Raw genomic sequence first — 15048 nt, 5'->3', positions numbered from 1 at the left:
TCAAGGGAATTTGAGCGTTAGGCCTTTCTGGAGATGCAGTAAATTAGACGATCCGTCTTTTATTTCTAAGACATAACGTGAAGGAAGTTCCGGTCCGAAGACCTCGCACGGATCGTTCGAACAGGGCGGGGCCGATTGAACGATTTCGATTATTTCCTTTTTTTCATTCAACCAGATAATATCGATCGGGATTAACATGTTCTTCATCCACATCAAATGAGGTTCTGTGGTTTTAAATAAAAAAAGCATTCCTTCATTCAGGCCGAGGCGGGAACGCCCCATCAACCCGGTGGATCGTGCCGTGGTCGTGTCCGCGACGACGGCTTCGATTTTTTCACCCCCCGGGAGGATAATGCTGATTTTTTTTTGATCAATGTTGGCCGTTTGCGAGGCATCGACAGGCCGGCCCAGGGCAATAAACAGATAAAAAAGGAGGAGATAAAAAAACCGGGACATAAAGGTCTCTTTCATTTAAGGGTAAATCAAAAGGACATGTTTTTTTGATTGCTCCCAGGTGGTTGGAAGCGGTTTTGCCTGTTCGCCGTCAAATTCCACGGGGACCGGCGTTTCGGACTCGGCTTCTAATTGACTGAAAAAGATAAACGGGGTTTCCGAAAGTGTCATGTGACAACGGAATAAAAACGCAAAGAAAAACCTGGCGATGCTCCAAATTCCTTTTTTGGTAAAAACAAAAACCCCCATTTGACTTTCCTGCAACGAAAGAGTGCCGGCCAGGGTGAAAGGTCCAATTTTAGCTTTTGCCTTCATCACGAGTAATCCGTAACACCGGCAGGGTTTTCCGTCAATTCTGGCGGTTATGGGAGAAAAAGGGTATTTCCACCCAACGGCAATTCCTACCATGATATAGGAAAGAAAACCGGTTATCTTTTTAAGCCGGGGGTGGTGGAAGTCTGTTTGATAAGAGACGAACGCGTCAAAACCTGCGCCGGAAACCAGAAAAAATCTATGGTCATTAATCGTTCCAGGATAGACCGGAATGACCTTGCCGTTAAGAACCTGATCGACGGCCTTTATCGGATCAAGGGAAAGCCCTATCTCCCTCGCCAACCCGTTTCCAGTCCCAACCGGAATAATACCCAGCAAGACGGCCGTACCGTAGAGTTGGTTGGCCACCTCATTAATGGTTCCGTCTCCGCCGGCACAAAAGACCAGCTCAACTTTTTTAAGGAGGCTGTTTTTGACCAGAGCAGCGGCGTCTCCGCTTTTTTGAGTAAATACAATTTCGAGTTCAGGAAGGTAATCTTGAAGGTAAGAAATGACCCGGGGGATAGCTCTTCTTTTATGAAGGGGACCTGAATTGGGGTTAACAATCAAGAGGGTTTTTAACGAATTCAGTCGCATCTGCCGCATTATACAACATTTTTTAAAGTGCTTGAAAAAATAATGAGGTTATTATACAAATATGTCAAATGTCTTCAGTCGATATCCTTAAAGGTAAATTAAAAGCGCAAAACCGGGAAATCTGGGCCGTTGGCGGAGGAAAGGGAGGAACCGGAAAGACCTTCTTATCCGGAAACCTTGCGATTTCTCTCACCCGATTAGGGAAAAAAGTCATTTTAATTGACGCGGATTTAGGCTGCGCCAATCTTCATACCTGTTTGGGAATTTCCGTGAAAGGGGCCACCCTTTCGGATTTTATACGGGGAAAAGTAAAGTCCATCCATGAAGTTTTGCTCGAAACGCAAATACCCAATTTATCGCTAATCAGCGGGGCCCAGGATTTTTTGGAAATCGCGAATCCAAAATATCGCGAAAAAATGAAGCTTATCCGGCAGATTCAGGAACTCGATTTTGAGTACATCATTCTTGATTTGGGGGCGGGAACTTCTTTTAATATTTTGGATTTTTTTCTGATTTCGGATGTCGGAATTTTGACGGTCCTCCCGGAGCCGACGTCCATCGAAAACGTTTATCGGTTTATCAAAAGTTCTTTTTACAGGCGGTTTAAAAAAGTTGTCAAAGATCCCGCGATTAAAGCCGTTATTACGCAGGCGATGGACCAGAAAAATGACCTGGGAATTCGAACTCCTTTTGATTTAATCGAACAGGTGGAAAAAATCGATTTTGAAGTCGGAAGGACATTAAAGGAACAGATTTATAATTTCAAACCTAAAATCATCGTTAACCAGGTACGGTCAAAAGATGATATCGCGCTCGGTTTTTCGATGCGTAGTTCCTGTTCCAAATATTTTGGAATTCAGATAGAATATGTAGGCTATGTCGAATATGATGATTCGGTATGGAGGGCAACGAAAATGAGCCGTCCGCTGATGCTCGAATATCCCTATTCCACTTCGGCGCAGGGGATTAATCGAATATCGCATAACTTATTAAAAAAAGAACAGCTAAGTTTTGACTTTTTAGTCCAGTGAAGCAACTGGCTTTGCCAGTGACGGACTTTGGAATGGTCGTCGTTAGACCGAGACGGACTTTGGAATGGTCGTAGTTAGACCGAGACGGACTTTGGAATGGTCGTAGTTAGACCGAGTGGAACGCGGGGTTCGGGGGCATTGAGTGTCGTTTGCGAAGGCCCCTGAATAGAATGGATGAAGCAACTGGCTTTGCCAGTGCGGAACGCGGGGTTCGGGGGCATTGAGCGTCGTTTGCGAAGGCCCCTGAATAGAATGGATGAACAGATACCAGGATTCTAATTATTACGAGCTGCTCGAAGTCCCGCAGGATGCGACTTTAAAGCAGATTAAAACCGCTTATTTTTTAGCAAAAAAGACTTTTGGAGAAAAGAACCTCGCAACGCTCTCGCTTTTCTCCGAGGAAGAAAGAGCCGCCATCTGGCTGAAAATCGAGGAAGCTTACCACATTTTGTCTGATTTTGACCGGAGGAAAAGTTATGATATCTTTCTTGCGAGAGGATCAGATTCTCCTGATCCATGGGCTCCGGTTCAGAAAGAGTCTGAACTCAAAACGCCGATTTCGTTTCCCGATTCAATAACAGGTTCTTTTTTAAAAAATCTCCGTGAGCAAAAGGGAATTAGCTTGCAGAACCTGGTGTCACACACCCGGATCGGAGTGAATTATTTGGTGGCAATTGAGGAAAACCAATTTAAAAATTTTCCCGCTGAGGTCTATTTAAAAAGTTATCTTTCAGAATACGCCAAATATTTAAACGTTGACCCCAAAAACCTTACCCGGAGTTATCTCAGGCATTATCATTCTCAGGATATTAAAAAGAAATAACTTTTTAACAGGGGTTTTTATTAAATCATTAAATGGCTGTTCTTATAGATTCCCCCAAAATGCTGATTATTTCATGCAACTGGCCGGGAGAAGCGGATAAGGGGGGCATTAAAACAAGAATGTTCCCCAGAGGCCGAATTAAAAGGCCTCTTTTTCGGGCCTCCTGACAGACCTTCATACCTTTTTTTTCTTTTAACATGAAAGGTTCTTTCGTTTTTTTGTTTTTAACCAGTTCGATAATTCCAATCAAGCCGATTTGCCGGATATCTCCGACCCCCTTCAGGTTGTAAAGAGGCTCCAGCATTTTTTTGAATTGGTGAATTTTTCCTTGCAGAATCTGCAAGGTGTTTTCCTTCTCAAAAATCTCCAAATTGGCGATTCCGGCGGCGCACCCTAGCTGATTTCCCGTATAACTATGCCCGTGGAAAAAAGTTTTAAAGTCTTCATACGATCCTAAAAACGCTTCAAAGATTTCTTCCGTGGCCAGTGTAGCGGCCAGAGGAAGATATCCTCCCGTTAAACCCTTTGCAACAGCCATTAAATCAGGCGATACATTTTCGTGATTGCAGGCAAACATTTTTCCGGTTCTTCCAAACCCGGTGGCAACCTCGTCCGCGATCAATAGGCAGCCATATTTTTTCGACAATTCACTGACCCGGGTTAAATAGCCGGGCGGAAGAACGATCATTCCACCGGCGGCTTGAAGCCCCGGTTCTATGACAATGGCCGCTATTTCCTCATGGCGGCTTTTGAGAACCTCTTCCATGGGATCCAGGCAGGCGATCTGACAGTCGGGAAACTTTAAATTTAAAGGACAACGGTAGCAATAAGGGGACTCGACTTTGTAACTGGAAAAGTACAAAGACTTAAACAGATTCTGAAACAGAGGAATTCCTCCGACGCTCATCGTTCCAATGGTATCTCCATGATAACCATTATAGAGGGCAATAAATTTCGTTTTTTTCTGAAAAATTGCGCCTTTTTGGTGCCAGTATTGAAAGGCGATTTTTAGGGCAATTTCCACGGCGGTCGATCCATTATCCGAATAAAAGACCCGCGAAAGGCCGATTGGCGCAAGACGAATCAATTTCTCGGCGAGCTGAACGGCAGGGATATTGCTTAAACCCAAAAAAGTGGAATGAGCGACTTTATTGAGTTGGGATTCAATGGCCTGATTGATTTCTTCTCTTCGATGACCGTGGAGGTTAACCCAGACTGAAGAGTATCCGTCAAAATATCGATTCCCATCGGTATCCCAGAGAAAGATTCCTTCCCCTCTTTCTATGATCACAGGGAGTTCGTTTAACCAATCCCGCATCTGAGTAAAGGGATGCCACAGATATTTGTGATCACCCTCGATGAGTCTCTGTTTCTCGTTTTTGGAGAGCATTTTTTCCTGCTTTTTGTTTAATCATGAATTAAAAGATGAGCTTATCATAAATAAAACTGTCTGGCAGAAGCAAGGAATAGAAAAAAGAGGGGATGCTTTACTAAGACCCGAACATCCGATATAATAATCTCACTCATTTGTTTTAAAAATTTAAATTTTTTAATGGCTTATAAATCAATGTCTTAAATTTGATATAAGGAGTAGTGAATGCAAGACTATAAAACGGTTCGTAAATGGGTTTCCATCTCGATTTTTTTGATTGTTTTGGGTGTGATTTTAGGAATCACAATTTCTTCGAATTTAAACCTGACCCCTTCCGGAAAGGCGGTTAACAATGAGAAAAAATCCGCAGTGCCCCTGCTTCCGGGGTTACATAAACCCGACGAGACTTTTGTTGAAATTTCAAAAGCGGCGACTCCCGCTGTGGTTAATATTTCGACAACCCGTCTTGTGAAGAATGAAATGGGACCGAATCCTTTTTTTGAGGATCCTTTCTTCAGGCGTTTTTTTGGTGACGAGTTAGGGCGTCAATTTGAGCAGCCGAGAGAGCGCAAGGAACAAAGCCTTGGGTCCGGGGTGATTGTCGAATCCAATGGAATTATTATCACGAATAATCATGTGATTGCCAACGCGGATGAGATTAAAGTGTTGCTATCCGATAAGAGAGAGTTCAAAGGAAAGGTACTGGGGACCGACCCAAAAACAGATATCGCCGTCGTCAAAATAGAGGCCAGGGACCTTCCTACGATTCCCATGGGGGATTCGAGTAAAATGGAGGTTGGAGAATATGTGCTGGCGATCGGAAATCCGTTTGGCCTCAATCAAACCGTGACGATGGGGATCATCAGCGCCATCGGACGGGCGAATGTCGGAATATCGGATTACGAAGACTTTATTCAAACGGATGCGGCCATCAATCCGGGTAATTCAGGCGGAGCTCTGGTTAATACTCGAGGGGAACTGATCGGGATCAACACGGCAATTTTTTCCAAAAGCGGCGGCTACATGGGAATTGGTTTTGCTATTCCAACCGACATGGCCAGGGCTGTTTTGGAAAGTATCAAAAAAGAGGGCAAAGTGGTTCGAGGTTGGCTCGGGGTTTCGATTCAGGAAATTAATCCCAACCTGGCCAAACAATTTGGTATTAAGGAAAACGCCGGAGCGCTGGTGAGCGACGTCATGGAAAAGAGCCCGGCCGAAAAAGCCGGAATAAAAAGGGGTGATGTCATCGTTCAGTATCAAGGTAATCCGGTTGACAATCCCGGACACTTAAGGAATTCGGTTGCTCAGACGAGGGTAGGAACCCGGGTGAAAATGGCAATCATCCGTGATAAAAAAGAGATTTCAATCGAAGTTAATATTGGGGAACAGCCTAAGGATTTAGTGAAAACAAGCGGAGAGGAAGGGGGTAAAAACAGCGAAGAAAGCCGGGATATCAGCGGCCTGGAGGTGACGAACCTGACTCCTGAAACGGCCCGGCGATTAGGGGTTCCGTTTAAGGGGAATCATATCGCTGTTACCAATGTTGAAGCCGGTAGTCCTGCTGAAGAGGCAGGGATTTTGAGAGGGGATATTCTTTTGGAAATCAACCGGATCGTTGTTAAAAACACGGAAGATTACAATCGCATTATGAGCCAGATTAACAAAGGGACACAGGTTTTATTCCTGATCAACAGACAGGGGCGGACTTTATTCGTCACTTTTATCCCTTAACGACAAGTCATTGATTTAATTGCGTTGTTTGACGTCTGAATAAAATATTGTTATAGTGAAGTAAAGGATTATTATTTTAATGAAGGTCATTTTTATGAATTGAGGGCCTGAATGACGGGTGCTAGCTTTGAGGGGGAGGTGCAGGATGAAAATTATACGTCTTTTATATTTCATTTTGTCGGCAATTGGAGGGTTTTATCTATTTAATTATTTAAAAGGGAGTTTTGGAGTTGGTTTCTTTGAAGAATGGTGGGGAATTATTGCAGGCGGAATTTTAGCATCGATTTTGTTCGGGATTGAGTATTCGTTTCAAAAAACTTCCGCAAAAGTTTCGCTGGTTAGTTTATTGGGTCTCCTGCTCGGGTTGGCCGCTTCCAATTTCATTTATCATATTTCGGAATCATTTTTTGTAAAAGATTTAGCTTTTCTGGTCCTTTGGCATTGGGGTTTATTGATGTCGGGCGGGTATTTAGGCCTGATTCTGGGGATTAAAACAGGGAATGAGTGGTTGCCGCTTAACTTTCTTTCTAAAAACGAGAAAGAGCCCTTAAGCAGTAAAATACTGGATACCAGCGTCATTATCGACGGCCGGATCGCCGATTTATGCGAAACCGGTTTTTTAGAAGGGGCTTTCATTATTCCCCATTTTATTTTAAATGAGCTTCAACATATTGCGGATTCGTCAGATTCCATGAAACGGGCGAGAGGACGGCGGGGGTTGGATGTTTTAAACCGTATTCAAAAAATGGCCGGTTTAGATATCCGAATTGTGGAAGATGATTTTCCTTCCATTAAAGAGGTAGATGATAAAATCGTCGCCCTTGCAAAAAGGATGAATTACAAAGTCATTACCAATGATTTGAACCTGAATAAAGTTGCGGAATTTCAGGGGGTAAAAGTATTAAACATCAATGAACTGAGCAATGCGTTAAAACCGGTCGTCCTTCCGGGAGAAGTGATGAAAGTTTTTATACTTAAAGAGGGTAAGGAATCGGGTCAGGGAATTGCCTATCTTGACGATGGAACCATGATTGTTGTCGATGACGCGAGACGATGGATCGGAAAAAATGTCGAAGTGGTTGTTACCAGCGTTCTGCAAACCACCGCAGGCAGAATGATCTTTACCCGGCTGAAAGAAGATCAGGAAAGAGAAGAGCTTCGGGTAGCCAGGTGATTTTCAATTGAGAGTGGCGGCGATTATCCCGGCCGCAGGTCTTGGAACGAGGATGAATGCCGGCCTGCCGAAACAATTCCTTTCCCTTGGAGGAAAGCCGGTTCTTTATCACACTTTGGCTGTTTTTAATCTGTGTCCCGTCATTGATGAAATTGTCGTCGTCCTTTCCAAAGCAGACCGAAAACTTGCGGAGGAGGAAATCATTCTTTCTTCTCCTTTTAAAAAGATTTTAACGTTTGTCAACGGGGGAAAAGAACGTATAGAATCTGTTTTCAATGGGTTGAAAGCCGTTGATCCGGCAGCCGATTTCGTGGTCATTCATGACGGCTGCCGGCCTTTTGTAACGTGTCAGATCATTGAAAATTCTGTTGAAGCGGCCAAAGAAACCGGCGGAGCGATTGCCGGTATTCCCCTTGGGGATACTTTAAAAAAAACCGAACAGGGTTTCATTCAAAATACCATCGATCGGAAGGGGGTATGGCAGGCTCAAACACCCCAAACCTTTCGTTTCAGCCTTTTAAGGGAGGCTTATGAAAAAGCTTCCAGCCGGCAGATTTCTGCGACAGACGATGCGGGTCTTGTTGAACAACTGGGTCACCCCGTTAAAATTTTTCCAGGGTCGGTTTTTAATATCAAAATTACCGTTCCGGACGATTTGATTCTTGGCGAAATGATCCTTCAATATCAAAAAAGGCGAGGCCAATGAGGAGGGGGGTCAGCGGGTCGCAAGCCGCAGAGGCAAGAACGCAGCCCATGGCCCCTGATTATTGGCCGGGAGAATAATGAAAATCGGAATTGGGTACGACATACACCGGCTTGTTCCGGGAAGGCCATTGGTCATAGGCGGAATATCGATTCCATTCGAAAAAGGACTCCTGGGTCATTCCGATGGAGATGTCTTAATCCATGCGGTAGCCGATGCTCTGCTGGGGGGGCTCGGTCTGGGCGATATCGGGCATTATTATCCTGATACGAATCCGAAATATAAAGGAATGTCGAGTCTGATCATTCTTGAAGAAATACAAGAGCTTTTGGTGAAAAATGAAATGGGCATTGAAAATCTGGATACCATTGTTATCGCGCAGGAACCGAAGTTGGCTCCTTTTATGCCCCAAATGAAATTTACGCTTGCCAAAACGCTTCATATCGAAGAAAAAAAAGTCAATATAAAGGCAAAGACCGCGGAAAAATTAGATGCCATCGGGAGGGGAGAGGGAATCGCGGCACACGCGGCCTGCATCCTTTCCCGCCTGGAGGAATTAACTCAGTAATGTGGAACAAGATCAAAAAAGACTTTAAAGCCATTTTTGAAAGAGATCCCGCGGCTGTTAACAGATTTGAGGTGTTTCTGACCTATTCCGGATTTCATGCCGTTTTACTCTATCGTTTTGCTCACGTGTTATGGACTTTTAAAATTCCGCTTTTACCCAGAGTGTTATCCCAGTTTGCCAGGTTTTTAACCGGAATTGAAATTCATCCGGGAGCAAGGATTGGAGCAGGTTTCTTCATTGATCACGGCATGGGGGTTGTTGTGGGTGAAACAACCGAAATCGGAGAGAATGTGACCCTTTTTCAGGGGGTGACATTGGGAGGAACTGGAAAAGAACGGGGCAAGCGCCATCCCACTCTCGGAGATAACGTCATGGTTGGTGTCGGAGCAAAAATCCTTGGCGGGATCACCATTGGTGAAGGGGTGAAAATAGGGGCCAATTCGGTGGTCTTAAAATCGGTTCCCCCTTATTCGACTGTTGTCGGCGTTCCGGGAAGAATATTAAAGATTCGTGAAACGAAGCCCTCTCTTCTTAATATGAACCATGGGGATTTACCCGATCCGATTTCAGACCGTTTGGATCAGCTTGAGCTCGAATTGGCAGAACTCCGTTCCTTGATTCAAGATCATGAAGCAAAAAACCCCAAAAAACACCATTCCTCTTAAATCCACTCAGAGGCTTAACCTAGCGAGCGGAAGCGAGCGAGACGGGGAGGCTCCAGCTGGCTATGCCAGTGGAGGGGGCGACGCGAGCCCCTCTGATAGCCTTTTCCGGTACTTGACTTCGACCAGATAAAGCCCATGAGGGGGCGCTGTCGGTCCCGCTTTTTTCCGGTCTTTCAGTTCTAGAATTTGTTTAATTTCAGCGGGTTTTATTTTACCTAAACCAACCTCCACGAGCGTTCCGACGATATTTCGTACCATATGCGTTAAAAAACGGTTCGCGGTCAACCTGAAGATCAGCGAATGACGGTTTTGAACAATCTCGTATTTTTTTAAATGGCAGATTTTGGTCTCCGATTCCGATAATGAAGAAGCAAAAGAGGTAAAATCATGTTTTCCGGCTAAAAAAGAGAGCGCTTTTTTCATGGCCGGAAGTTTAAGTGGACGGCTAAAAGTCCATTCTCTATCGAATAAAAACGGTGATTTTTGAAAACCGATATGATAGGCGTAGGTTTTATCAATGGCCGTGTAGCGGGAATGGAAACCGTCCGGCACAAATTCGACTTTCCATACGACAATTTCAGGCGGAAGCAGACCATTTAGCGCGGCCTTCCACTTTTTTTCCGTCAAAGTTTTTTCGGTCTTAAAATTAGCCACCTGTCCTAAAGCATGGACTCCGGCATCTGTCCGCCCGGCGCCGATTAAATTGACATTTTTCCCCGACGTAATTTTTTCAATAACTTTAATTAAAGTCCCTTGAATAGTGTTTACATCAGGCTGTACCTGCCACCCATGAAAAGGGGTCCCATTATAGGAAATCGTTAATCTGACATTCCTGGTCATAACGGATGGATCACTTAAAAAGATGCCAGCGGGGAATTAAAAGAAACGTAATTTTGAATGGCTTCCAAAAGCGATTCAGCCATTTTTTGCCGATAACCGGGATTTTTTAAACGCTGCTCTTCAACCGGATTACTGATGAAGGAGACCTCTGCCAGGATACTCGGCATGGAGGTATGCATCAACACATAGAAGGGGGCTGTTTTTATACCGAGGTCCACGACCGGGTAGAGAGGACGTAAAATATTCAAAAAAGAAGATCGTGTGATATGGGCAAGTTCCAGGGATTCTTCTTTTTTGTATTCCTGAGTAAGATCTTTCTTAATCGAGAAAAGATTTTTCTCCAGATCGACGGCTTCTTTTTCCGTCGAATTGTTTTCCCTGGCGGCTGTCCTTAATGCTCTTTTATCGGAGGATTGACCCAACAGGTAAATCTCGATACCGTGGGTAGTCCTGTGCGGGCTGGAATTGGCATGGATTGAAATAAACAGATCGACATTGGCTTCATTAGCCATTTCAGCCCTTTCTTCCAGGGAAATAAATACATCTTTAGACCGTGTCATGATGACATTCACTTTGAGCTGACTCATGACAAGCTCTTTTAATCGGAGCCCTATGTCCAATACAGCCTCCTTTTCAGGATATCCCGAAAGTCCAATCGCGCCAGGATCTTTTCCGCCATGACCGGGATCGATAATGATTTTATGGATTCCAGGCTTTGGAAACGAAAGGTCTTCCAGCGTTTTCTTTGGCGGTGGAATGGACAAGGCATCCTCTTCCTGTTTTGCTGAAACAGTCTCATCCGTTTTATGAAAATCGATCACCAATCGACCGGGATTTAAAAGCTCCGTTACGCTTAAACTTTTATATGACACATGGGTGAGACTCAATAGAGCACGGTCGGGTAATTGGGAAAGTTGGGCTTGCATTTGGGTTTTATCCAGCGGGAACACTTTAAGATTGAGCCCGGATTGAAGCGTTGTTTTGGGAAAATCAATTTGCACAGCGCCAGATTCTTTAAATTCGTGGATTTCGTATTTGACGGGACCTTTAAGGTCAAGAACGATCCTGAGATACTCCCGATGATTCCAGGTTCTTAGATTAAAAATCTCTCCTGAAGCGGGTATTTGCTCCGCCTTTTCCGGGGTCATTAATGGAGAGCCGGTCTGATTGGATCGGGAGGCCAATTTTAATTTCATTTCTTCCCAATATTTTTCCTTTCCTTTATCAGACTTTTTTCCTGAATACCGCCCTAACTGGTGGTAAAGATCAGTCAAGTCTGTATAGGCCTCGAGTTGAACTTCTTCGGAGGGTTTTTGTTTTAATGCCTGTTGATAAACCAGGACGCACAAGAGCCATTTTGACCGGATTCTTTTTTTTTGCGAGTGAAGGAGTTTGTTTTTACATGATTTCGCTTTTAAAAGCAGGACAGAAGAGGATTGAGTGTCTGCGGCGATAAGGAAGCTGGTTTTATTTTTACTTAACCCTGTAGAAGGAAAAATAGAAATGAAAAAGAAAAACGCAAAAAAAAGGAGTTTACATGCTTCCGCCCTGTTCTGTTTCACCGATTCCTCTCTTCTACAAATTGTAAATTATATGAAAGAAAAATTTTTGTCAATTAAATTTGACTCGGAGACCTTTTTCGGTTATTTTGAAGTTTTATTTTTTATGAGGTATTGGCTATGTTTGAATTAATGATCGAGGAGTCCTTTTCTGCCGCTCACAGGCTTAGAAATATAAAAGGCGCGAAGGAAAAGATTCATGGACATAATTGGAAAATTCAATTATACATTTTAAGTAAGGATTTAACCCCCAATGGAATTTCCATTGAGTTTGGCGAATTAAAAAAAGAACTTCGCGGCCTGATTGAACCTCTTGATCGATCCTGCATAAACGAAGTATTTCCTTTTACTGAAATTAATCCAACCAGTGAAAATTTATCAAGATGGATTTATGATACGCTGAGCAAACGTCTTGACACGGAAGACCTCGAAGTGTCACGTATCGTCGTGTCGGAGGTGGAAGGGGTCTCCGCCACTTATTTCGAGGATTAATTTTTATAAAACGGCTTTTTTAAAAGGAAGGATGGTTTAATGGAAATAACACTCTCTTTGATCAAACCGGATGGCGTTAGAAAAAAAGTCATCGGGGAAGTCCTCAGAAAATTTGAACAAAACGGATTACAGGTCATTGGTTTAAAAATGCTGCACTTGACCAAAAAACAAGCGGAAGGTTTTTATGTGGTTCACAAAAGCCGCCCTTTTTTTAATGATCTGACGTCATTTATGAGTTCAGGCCCTATTGTGGCAATGATCTTAAAAGGGGAAAACGCCATCAAGAAAGTCAGGGAGATTATGGGAGCAACAGATCCGAAAGCGGCTGAAAAGGGAACGATTCGAAGAGAGTTTGGCGGGGGAATTGAAGAAAACGTGGTCCACGGCTCTGACTCAAAGGAATCCGCTCAATTTGAGATTCCTTATTTTTTTGATGCTTTGGGATTAAATGACCAAACCCTTTAAATATGCGGTAAGAAGCGATGCGGTCATTATTGGCAGCGGATTATCCGGTTTAGTGGCGGGCGCCCTTCTATCAAAATCAGGAAAAAAAGTTGTCATTCTTCCTGAAGAAAACCCGGCCGCTTCTGTTGAGGTCCCATTTTTTCCCCAGACCATCGGGTTAGGGTTTGAGAGAGAGGGACCCGTGGACCGAATCTTTAACGAAATCGGAATTTCTATTCCGCTGTTAAGGCGAACCCAGGAGGTTTTCAAAAAAAAGTCATCCTTTTTGCAGATTCTGTTGTCTTTTTATCGATTTACGCTTTACCATGATCGTGAAAATACCCTGGACGACTTAAAAACCGGATTTGGCGGAAAGGTCCAAACCCTTAGGGTTTTGTTTCAAAAATCGGATGAATGGGAGGCGATTCTGTATCCCTTCCTTTATTCAACCTCTCCATGGGCGTTTATTCGGAAGGGAGCTGTCTTAAAACAATTGACCAGGGGGTTTGTTTATCAGGCGAAGGTCTTTAAATTACAAACCCAAAAAGCCCTGGAGTTTTGTAAAGCGCTGGGAATGGAGGAGGATCCCATTGACTTCCTTAATGCGCTCTCGCTTTTTTATTTTCATCATACCCTCCGGGATATTTCGACATTAGATTTTTTTAAAATGTTGCTTGTTTTAAAAAACGAACCTTTGATGGTCTCTGGAGGGATTTCCGGATTAAGAGAAATTTTTTTAAAAGTGATCAAGAAAAATAAAGGAGAAATCTGGTCTACGCCTCCCTCTTCCCTTTCTTTTCAAAAAAACAGGATTTTAGGAGTTGAATTTAAAGGAAAAGAATCCCTGGGTTGCGATGTGTTGATTTTAAATCCGGAGAAGGGAGGCCTCGCGAAAGAAAAGGCTGTCCGGATTTTTAATGGTTATTTTGAAATACCGGAAGAAGTCATCCCTGCCATGATGGGAGATTGTTTGATCTTGAAGTTTAATGATCGTTTTCCTTATCATTCCGGGAATTTTCTGATGTTTTCCCTGGCAACCGGGGAAACAGCGGGCTCAATGGAGGAAAAACGCTTTACCTCCAAAAGAGCGGTTTTGGCGCAATATTTTTTGCCCGCCAGCAAAAATCAGGTTTCAGAGGAGGAGTTAAAAAAAGAAATAGAACAACGCCTGATCTGGGTGATGCCATTTGTTGAAGGAAAAATTGAATGGATTAAAAGCTTTGTGGAAGAACAAAAAGAATGGAATTTCCCTTATCTTTCAAAAGAAAAGCTTCGGAAGGCGGCCTTTTTGCAAAAGGGCAATTATCCTGTTCTTTCAATGGATAAATCTTTTTATTTTCTCCCTCATCCGGTTTCGGATGTTTTGATCAATCCCTTTTTGATTAAGAGAGGGTACGATGTTGCTCATATCGTTAAAAAAAGAGGAATAAACCCTTAAACATATTCAATTCTAATAAGTGAAGCAACTGGCTTTGCCAGTGCGTAACGCGGGGTTCGGGGGCATTGAGAGTGTTTTTCTCGAAGACCCCTGAATATAAAATAGGAGGATTTAATGCGGCCTGAAGATTTAAAATTTTCGACAGATCATGAGTGGGTCAAAAAAGAGGGAAAGCGCGCGACGATCGGCATCACCGATTTTGCCCAGGAATCGCTCGGAGATATTGTATTTATCGAAACCCCCGAAACCAACATCGAATTAAGCGCTGAAGAAGAAATTATGGAAATTGAATCGACAAAAACGACCTCTCCTGTTCTTGCGCCTATCAGCGGAAAAATAATTGAGGTTAATCAGGAATTAAAAGAAAGGCCTGAACTGATTAATGAAGACCCCTACGGATTGGGCTGGATTGCGGTGATCGAAATGTCTGATCCATCTGAATTGGATAACTTAATGGATTATAAGGAATATGAAGAATTTATTCGAGAGGAACAGCAGGAAGAGGATTAGAGTATTTAAATTCCTTCTTTTTTTTCTCGCCCTGGGAACGGCCTTTGGTTTAAGGGGGTGGGTCTCGCAGCAAGAAATCGTTCCGCCTCAGCCTTCTCAGGACGCATCCGCTCTATCAGGAGAGGGAGCCGATGAGAAAAAGGTAAACCTGAACCAGGCCTCTCTGGATAACCTGATGACACTCCCCGGGATAGGAGAAAAACTTGCGAAGCGGATTAAGGAATATCAGGACTTGAACGGCCCTTTCCCCACCATTGAATCCGTGATGGAAATTAAAGGGGTGGGTTCAAAAAATTTCAATAAAATAAAACCCTATATTACAGTTGAATAAAAAAG

17 protein-coding genes are annotated in these 15048 nt (G+C 43.5%); 12 read left to right on the top strand and 5 right to left on the bottom strand.

Annotation, left to right across the window (positions count from 1 at the left end; all coding sequences use genetic code 11):
* Positions 1-456, bottom strand: a complete 456-nt coding sequence (locus HYR79_02195; GenBank protein ID MBI1820497.1) for a DUF192 domain-containing protein — start codon at positions 454-456, stop codon at positions 1-3.
* A 15-nt stretch (positions 457-471) separates the two neighbouring features.
* Positions 472-1362 (bottom strand): hypothetical protein, encoded by an 891-nt coding sequence (locus tag HYR79_02190; protein MBI1820496.1) that lies wholly within the window; start codon positions 1360-1362, stop codon positions 472-474.
* Between the two features lie 68 nt (positions 1363-1430).
* Between HYR79_02190 and HYR79_02185 the strand changes: the two genes are divergently transcribed.
* A complete protein-coding gene (locus HYR79_02185) occupies positions 1431-2393 on the top strand; it encodes an AAA family ATPase (GenBank protein ID MBI1820495.1) in 963 nt (320 codons plus the stop codon).
* 256 nt (positions 2394-2649) lie between these two features.
* Positions 2650-3216 (top strand): helix-turn-helix domain-containing protein, encoded by a 567-nt coding sequence (locus tag HYR79_02180; GenBank protein MBI1820494.1) that lies wholly within the window; start codon positions 2650-2652, stop codon positions 3214-3216.
* Positions 3217-3244: 28 nt separating this feature from the next.
* On the opposite strand, the gene bioA is transcribed toward HYR79_02180, so the two are convergent.
* Positions 3245-4606, bottom strand: coding sequence for an adenosylmethionine--8-amino-7-oxononanoate transaminase (gene bioA, locus HYR79_02175; GenBank protein ID MBI1820493.1), 1362 nt, complete (start codon positions 4604-4606; stop codon positions 3245-3247).
* A 207-nt stretch (positions 4607-4813) separates the two neighbouring features.
* On the opposite strand from bioA, the gene HYR79_02170 reads away from it, so the two are divergent.
* The 5 genes from HYR79_02170 (at position 4814) to cysE (ending at position 9429) form a co-directional block, all read left to right on the top strand.
* Positions 4814-6319 carry a DegQ family serine endoprotease gene (locus tag HYR79_02170; GenBank protein MBI1820492.1) on the top strand — a complete coding sequence of 502 codons (1506 nt, stop codon included), beginning with the start codon at positions 4814-4816 and terminating at the stop codon, positions 6317-6319.
* Positions 6320-6464: 145 nt separating this feature from the next.
* Positions 6465-7493: a TRAM domain-containing protein gene (locus tag HYR79_02165; protein ID MBI1820491.1), complete on the top strand. Its 1029-nt coding sequence runs from the start codon at positions 6465-6467 to the stop codon at positions 7491-7493.
* A 7-nt stretch (positions 7494-7500) separates the two neighbouring features.
* Positions 7501-8199, top strand: coding sequence for a 2-C-methyl-D-erythritol 4-phosphate cytidylyltransferase (gene ispD / locus HYR79_02160; GenBank protein MBI1820490.1), 699 nt, complete (start codon positions 7501-7503; stop codon positions 8197-8199).
* A gap of 76 nt (positions 8200-8275) precedes the next feature.
* The gene (locus HYR79_02155; GenBank protein MBI1820489.1) at positions 8276-8764 is read left to right on the top strand and encodes a 2-C-methyl-D-erythritol 2,4-cyclodiphosphate synthase; all 489 of its coding nucleotides are present in this window, start codon (positions 8276-8278) and stop codon (positions 8762-8764) included.
* Complete coding sequence (cysE, locus tag HYR79_02150; protein ID MBI1820488.1) at positions 8764-9429, top strand: serine O-acetyltransferase; 666 nt, start codon at positions 8764-8766, stop codon at positions 9427-9429. Before HYR79_02155 ends, cysE begins: the two co-directional genes overlap by 1 nt.
* Before the next feature lie 60 nt (positions 9430-9489).
* On the opposite strand, the gene truA is transcribed toward cysE, so the two are convergent.
* The gene (gene truA, locus HYR79_02145; GenBank protein ID MBI1820487.1) at positions 9490-10269 is read right to left on the bottom strand and encodes a tRNA pseudouridine(38-40) synthase TruA; all 780 of its coding nucleotides are present in this window, start codon (positions 10267-10269) and stop codon (positions 9490-9492) included.
* Positions 10270-10283: 14 nt separating this feature from the next.
* Positions 10284-11831: an N-acetylmuramoyl-L-alanine amidase gene (locus HYR79_02140; protein ID MBI1820486.1), complete on the bottom strand. Its 1548-nt coding sequence runs from the start codon at positions 11829-11831 to the stop codon at positions 10284-10286.
* Positions 11832-11948: 117 nt separating this feature from the next.
* Here HYR79_02140 and HYR79_02135 point away from each other — a divergent pair, with 117 nt between their 5' ends.
* The 5 genes from HYR79_02135 (at position 11949) to HYR79_02115 (ending at position 15043) form a co-directional block, all read left to right on the top strand.
* Positions 11949-12320, top strand: a complete 372-nt coding sequence (locus HYR79_02135; protein MBI1820485.1) for a 6-carboxytetrahydropterin synthase — start codon at positions 11949-11951, stop codon at positions 12318-12320.
* A 39-nt stretch (positions 12321-12359) separates the two neighbouring features.
* Positions 12360-12785: a nucleoside-diphosphate kinase gene (ndk, locus tag HYR79_02130; protein MBI1820484.1), complete on the top strand. Its 426-nt coding sequence runs from the start codon at positions 12360-12362 to the stop codon at positions 12783-12785.
* Positions 12769-14202 (top strand): NAD(P)-binding protein, encoded by a 1434-nt coding sequence (locus HYR79_02125; protein MBI1820483.1) that lies wholly within the window; start codon positions 12769-12771, stop codon positions 14200-14202. Before ndk ends, HYR79_02125 begins: the two co-directional genes overlap by 17 nt.
* A gap of 114 nt (positions 14203-14316) precedes the next feature.
* Positions 14317-14712 (top strand): glycine cleavage system protein GcvH, encoded by a 396-nt coding sequence (gene gcvH, locus HYR79_02120; GenBank protein MBI1820482.1) that lies wholly within the window; start codon positions 14317-14319, stop codon positions 14710-14712.
* Entirely contained in the window at positions 14672-15043 is a 372-nt protein-coding gene (locus tag HYR79_02115; protein MBI1820481.1) for a helix-hairpin-helix domain-containing protein, read from the top strand. Before gcvH ends, HYR79_02115 begins: the two co-directional genes overlap by 41 nt.
* Positions 15044-15048 lie beyond the last annotated feature (5 nt).

It is taken from the genome of Nitrospirota bacterium (genome assembly GCA_016178585.1).
Lineage (GTDB): Bacteria > Nitrospirota > Nitrospiria > JACQBW01 > JACQBW01 > JACOTA01.
This window is presented reverse-complemented; position numbering and strand designations above follow the sequence as displayed.

Bases quoted from the DNA above. Each gene is read 5' to 3' on its own strand.
- HYR79_02195 (MBI1820497.1), bottom strand. From the start codon at position 456: ATGTCCCGGTTTTTTTATCTCCTCCTTTTTTATCTGTTTATTGCCCTG.
- HYR79_02190 (MBI1820496.1), bottom strand. From the start codon at position 1,362: ATGCGACTGAATTCGTTAAAAACCCTCTTGATTGTTAACCCCAATTCA.
- HYR79_02185 (MBI1820495.1), top strand. From the start codon at position 1,431: ATGTCTTCAGTCGATATCCTTAAAGGTAAATTAAAAGCGCAAAACCGG.
- HYR79_02180 (MBI1820494.1), top strand. From the start codon at position 2,650: ATGAACAGATACCAGGATTCTAATTATTACGAGCTGCTCGAAGTCCCG.
- bioA (MBI1820493.1), bottom strand. From the start codon at position 4,606: ATGCTCTCCAAAAACGAGAAACAGAGACTCATCGAGGGTGATCACAAA.
- HYR79_02170 (MBI1820492.1), top strand. From the start codon at position 4,814: ATGCAAGACTATAAAACGGTTCGTAAATGGGTTTCCATCTCGATTTTT.
- HYR79_02165 (MBI1820491.1), top strand. From the start codon at position 6,465: ATGAAAATTATACGTCTTTTATATTTCATTTTGTCGGCAATTGGAGGG.
- HYR79_02155 (MBI1820489.1), top strand. From the start codon at position 8,276: ATGAAAATCGGAATTGGGTACGACATACACCGGCTTGTTCCGGGAAGG.
- cysE (MBI1820488.1), top strand. From the start codon at position 8,764: ATGTGGAACAAGATCAAAAAAGACTTTAAAGCCATTTTTGAAAGAGAT.
- truA (MBI1820487.1), bottom strand. From the start codon at position 10,269: ATGACCAGGAATGTCAGATTAACGATTTCCTATAATGGGACCCCTTTT.
- HYR79_02135 (MBI1820485.1), top strand. From the start codon at position 11,949: ATGTTTGAATTAATGATCGAGGAGTCCTTTTCTGCCGCTCACAGGCTT.
- ndk (MBI1820484.1), top strand. From the start codon at position 12,360: ATGGAAATAACACTCTCTTTGATCAAACCGGATGGCGTTAGAAAAAAA.
- HYR79_02125 (MBI1820483.1), top strand. From the start codon at position 12,769: ATGACCAAACCCTTTAAATATGCGGTAAGAAGCGATGCGGTCATTATT.
- gcvH (MBI1820482.1), top strand. From the start codon at position 14,317: ATGCGGCCTGAAGATTTAAAATTTTCGACAGATCATGAGTGGGTCAAA.
- HYR79_02115 (MBI1820481.1), top strand. From the start codon at position 14,672: ATGAAGAATTTATTCGAGAGGAACAGCAGGAAGAGGATTAGAGTATTT.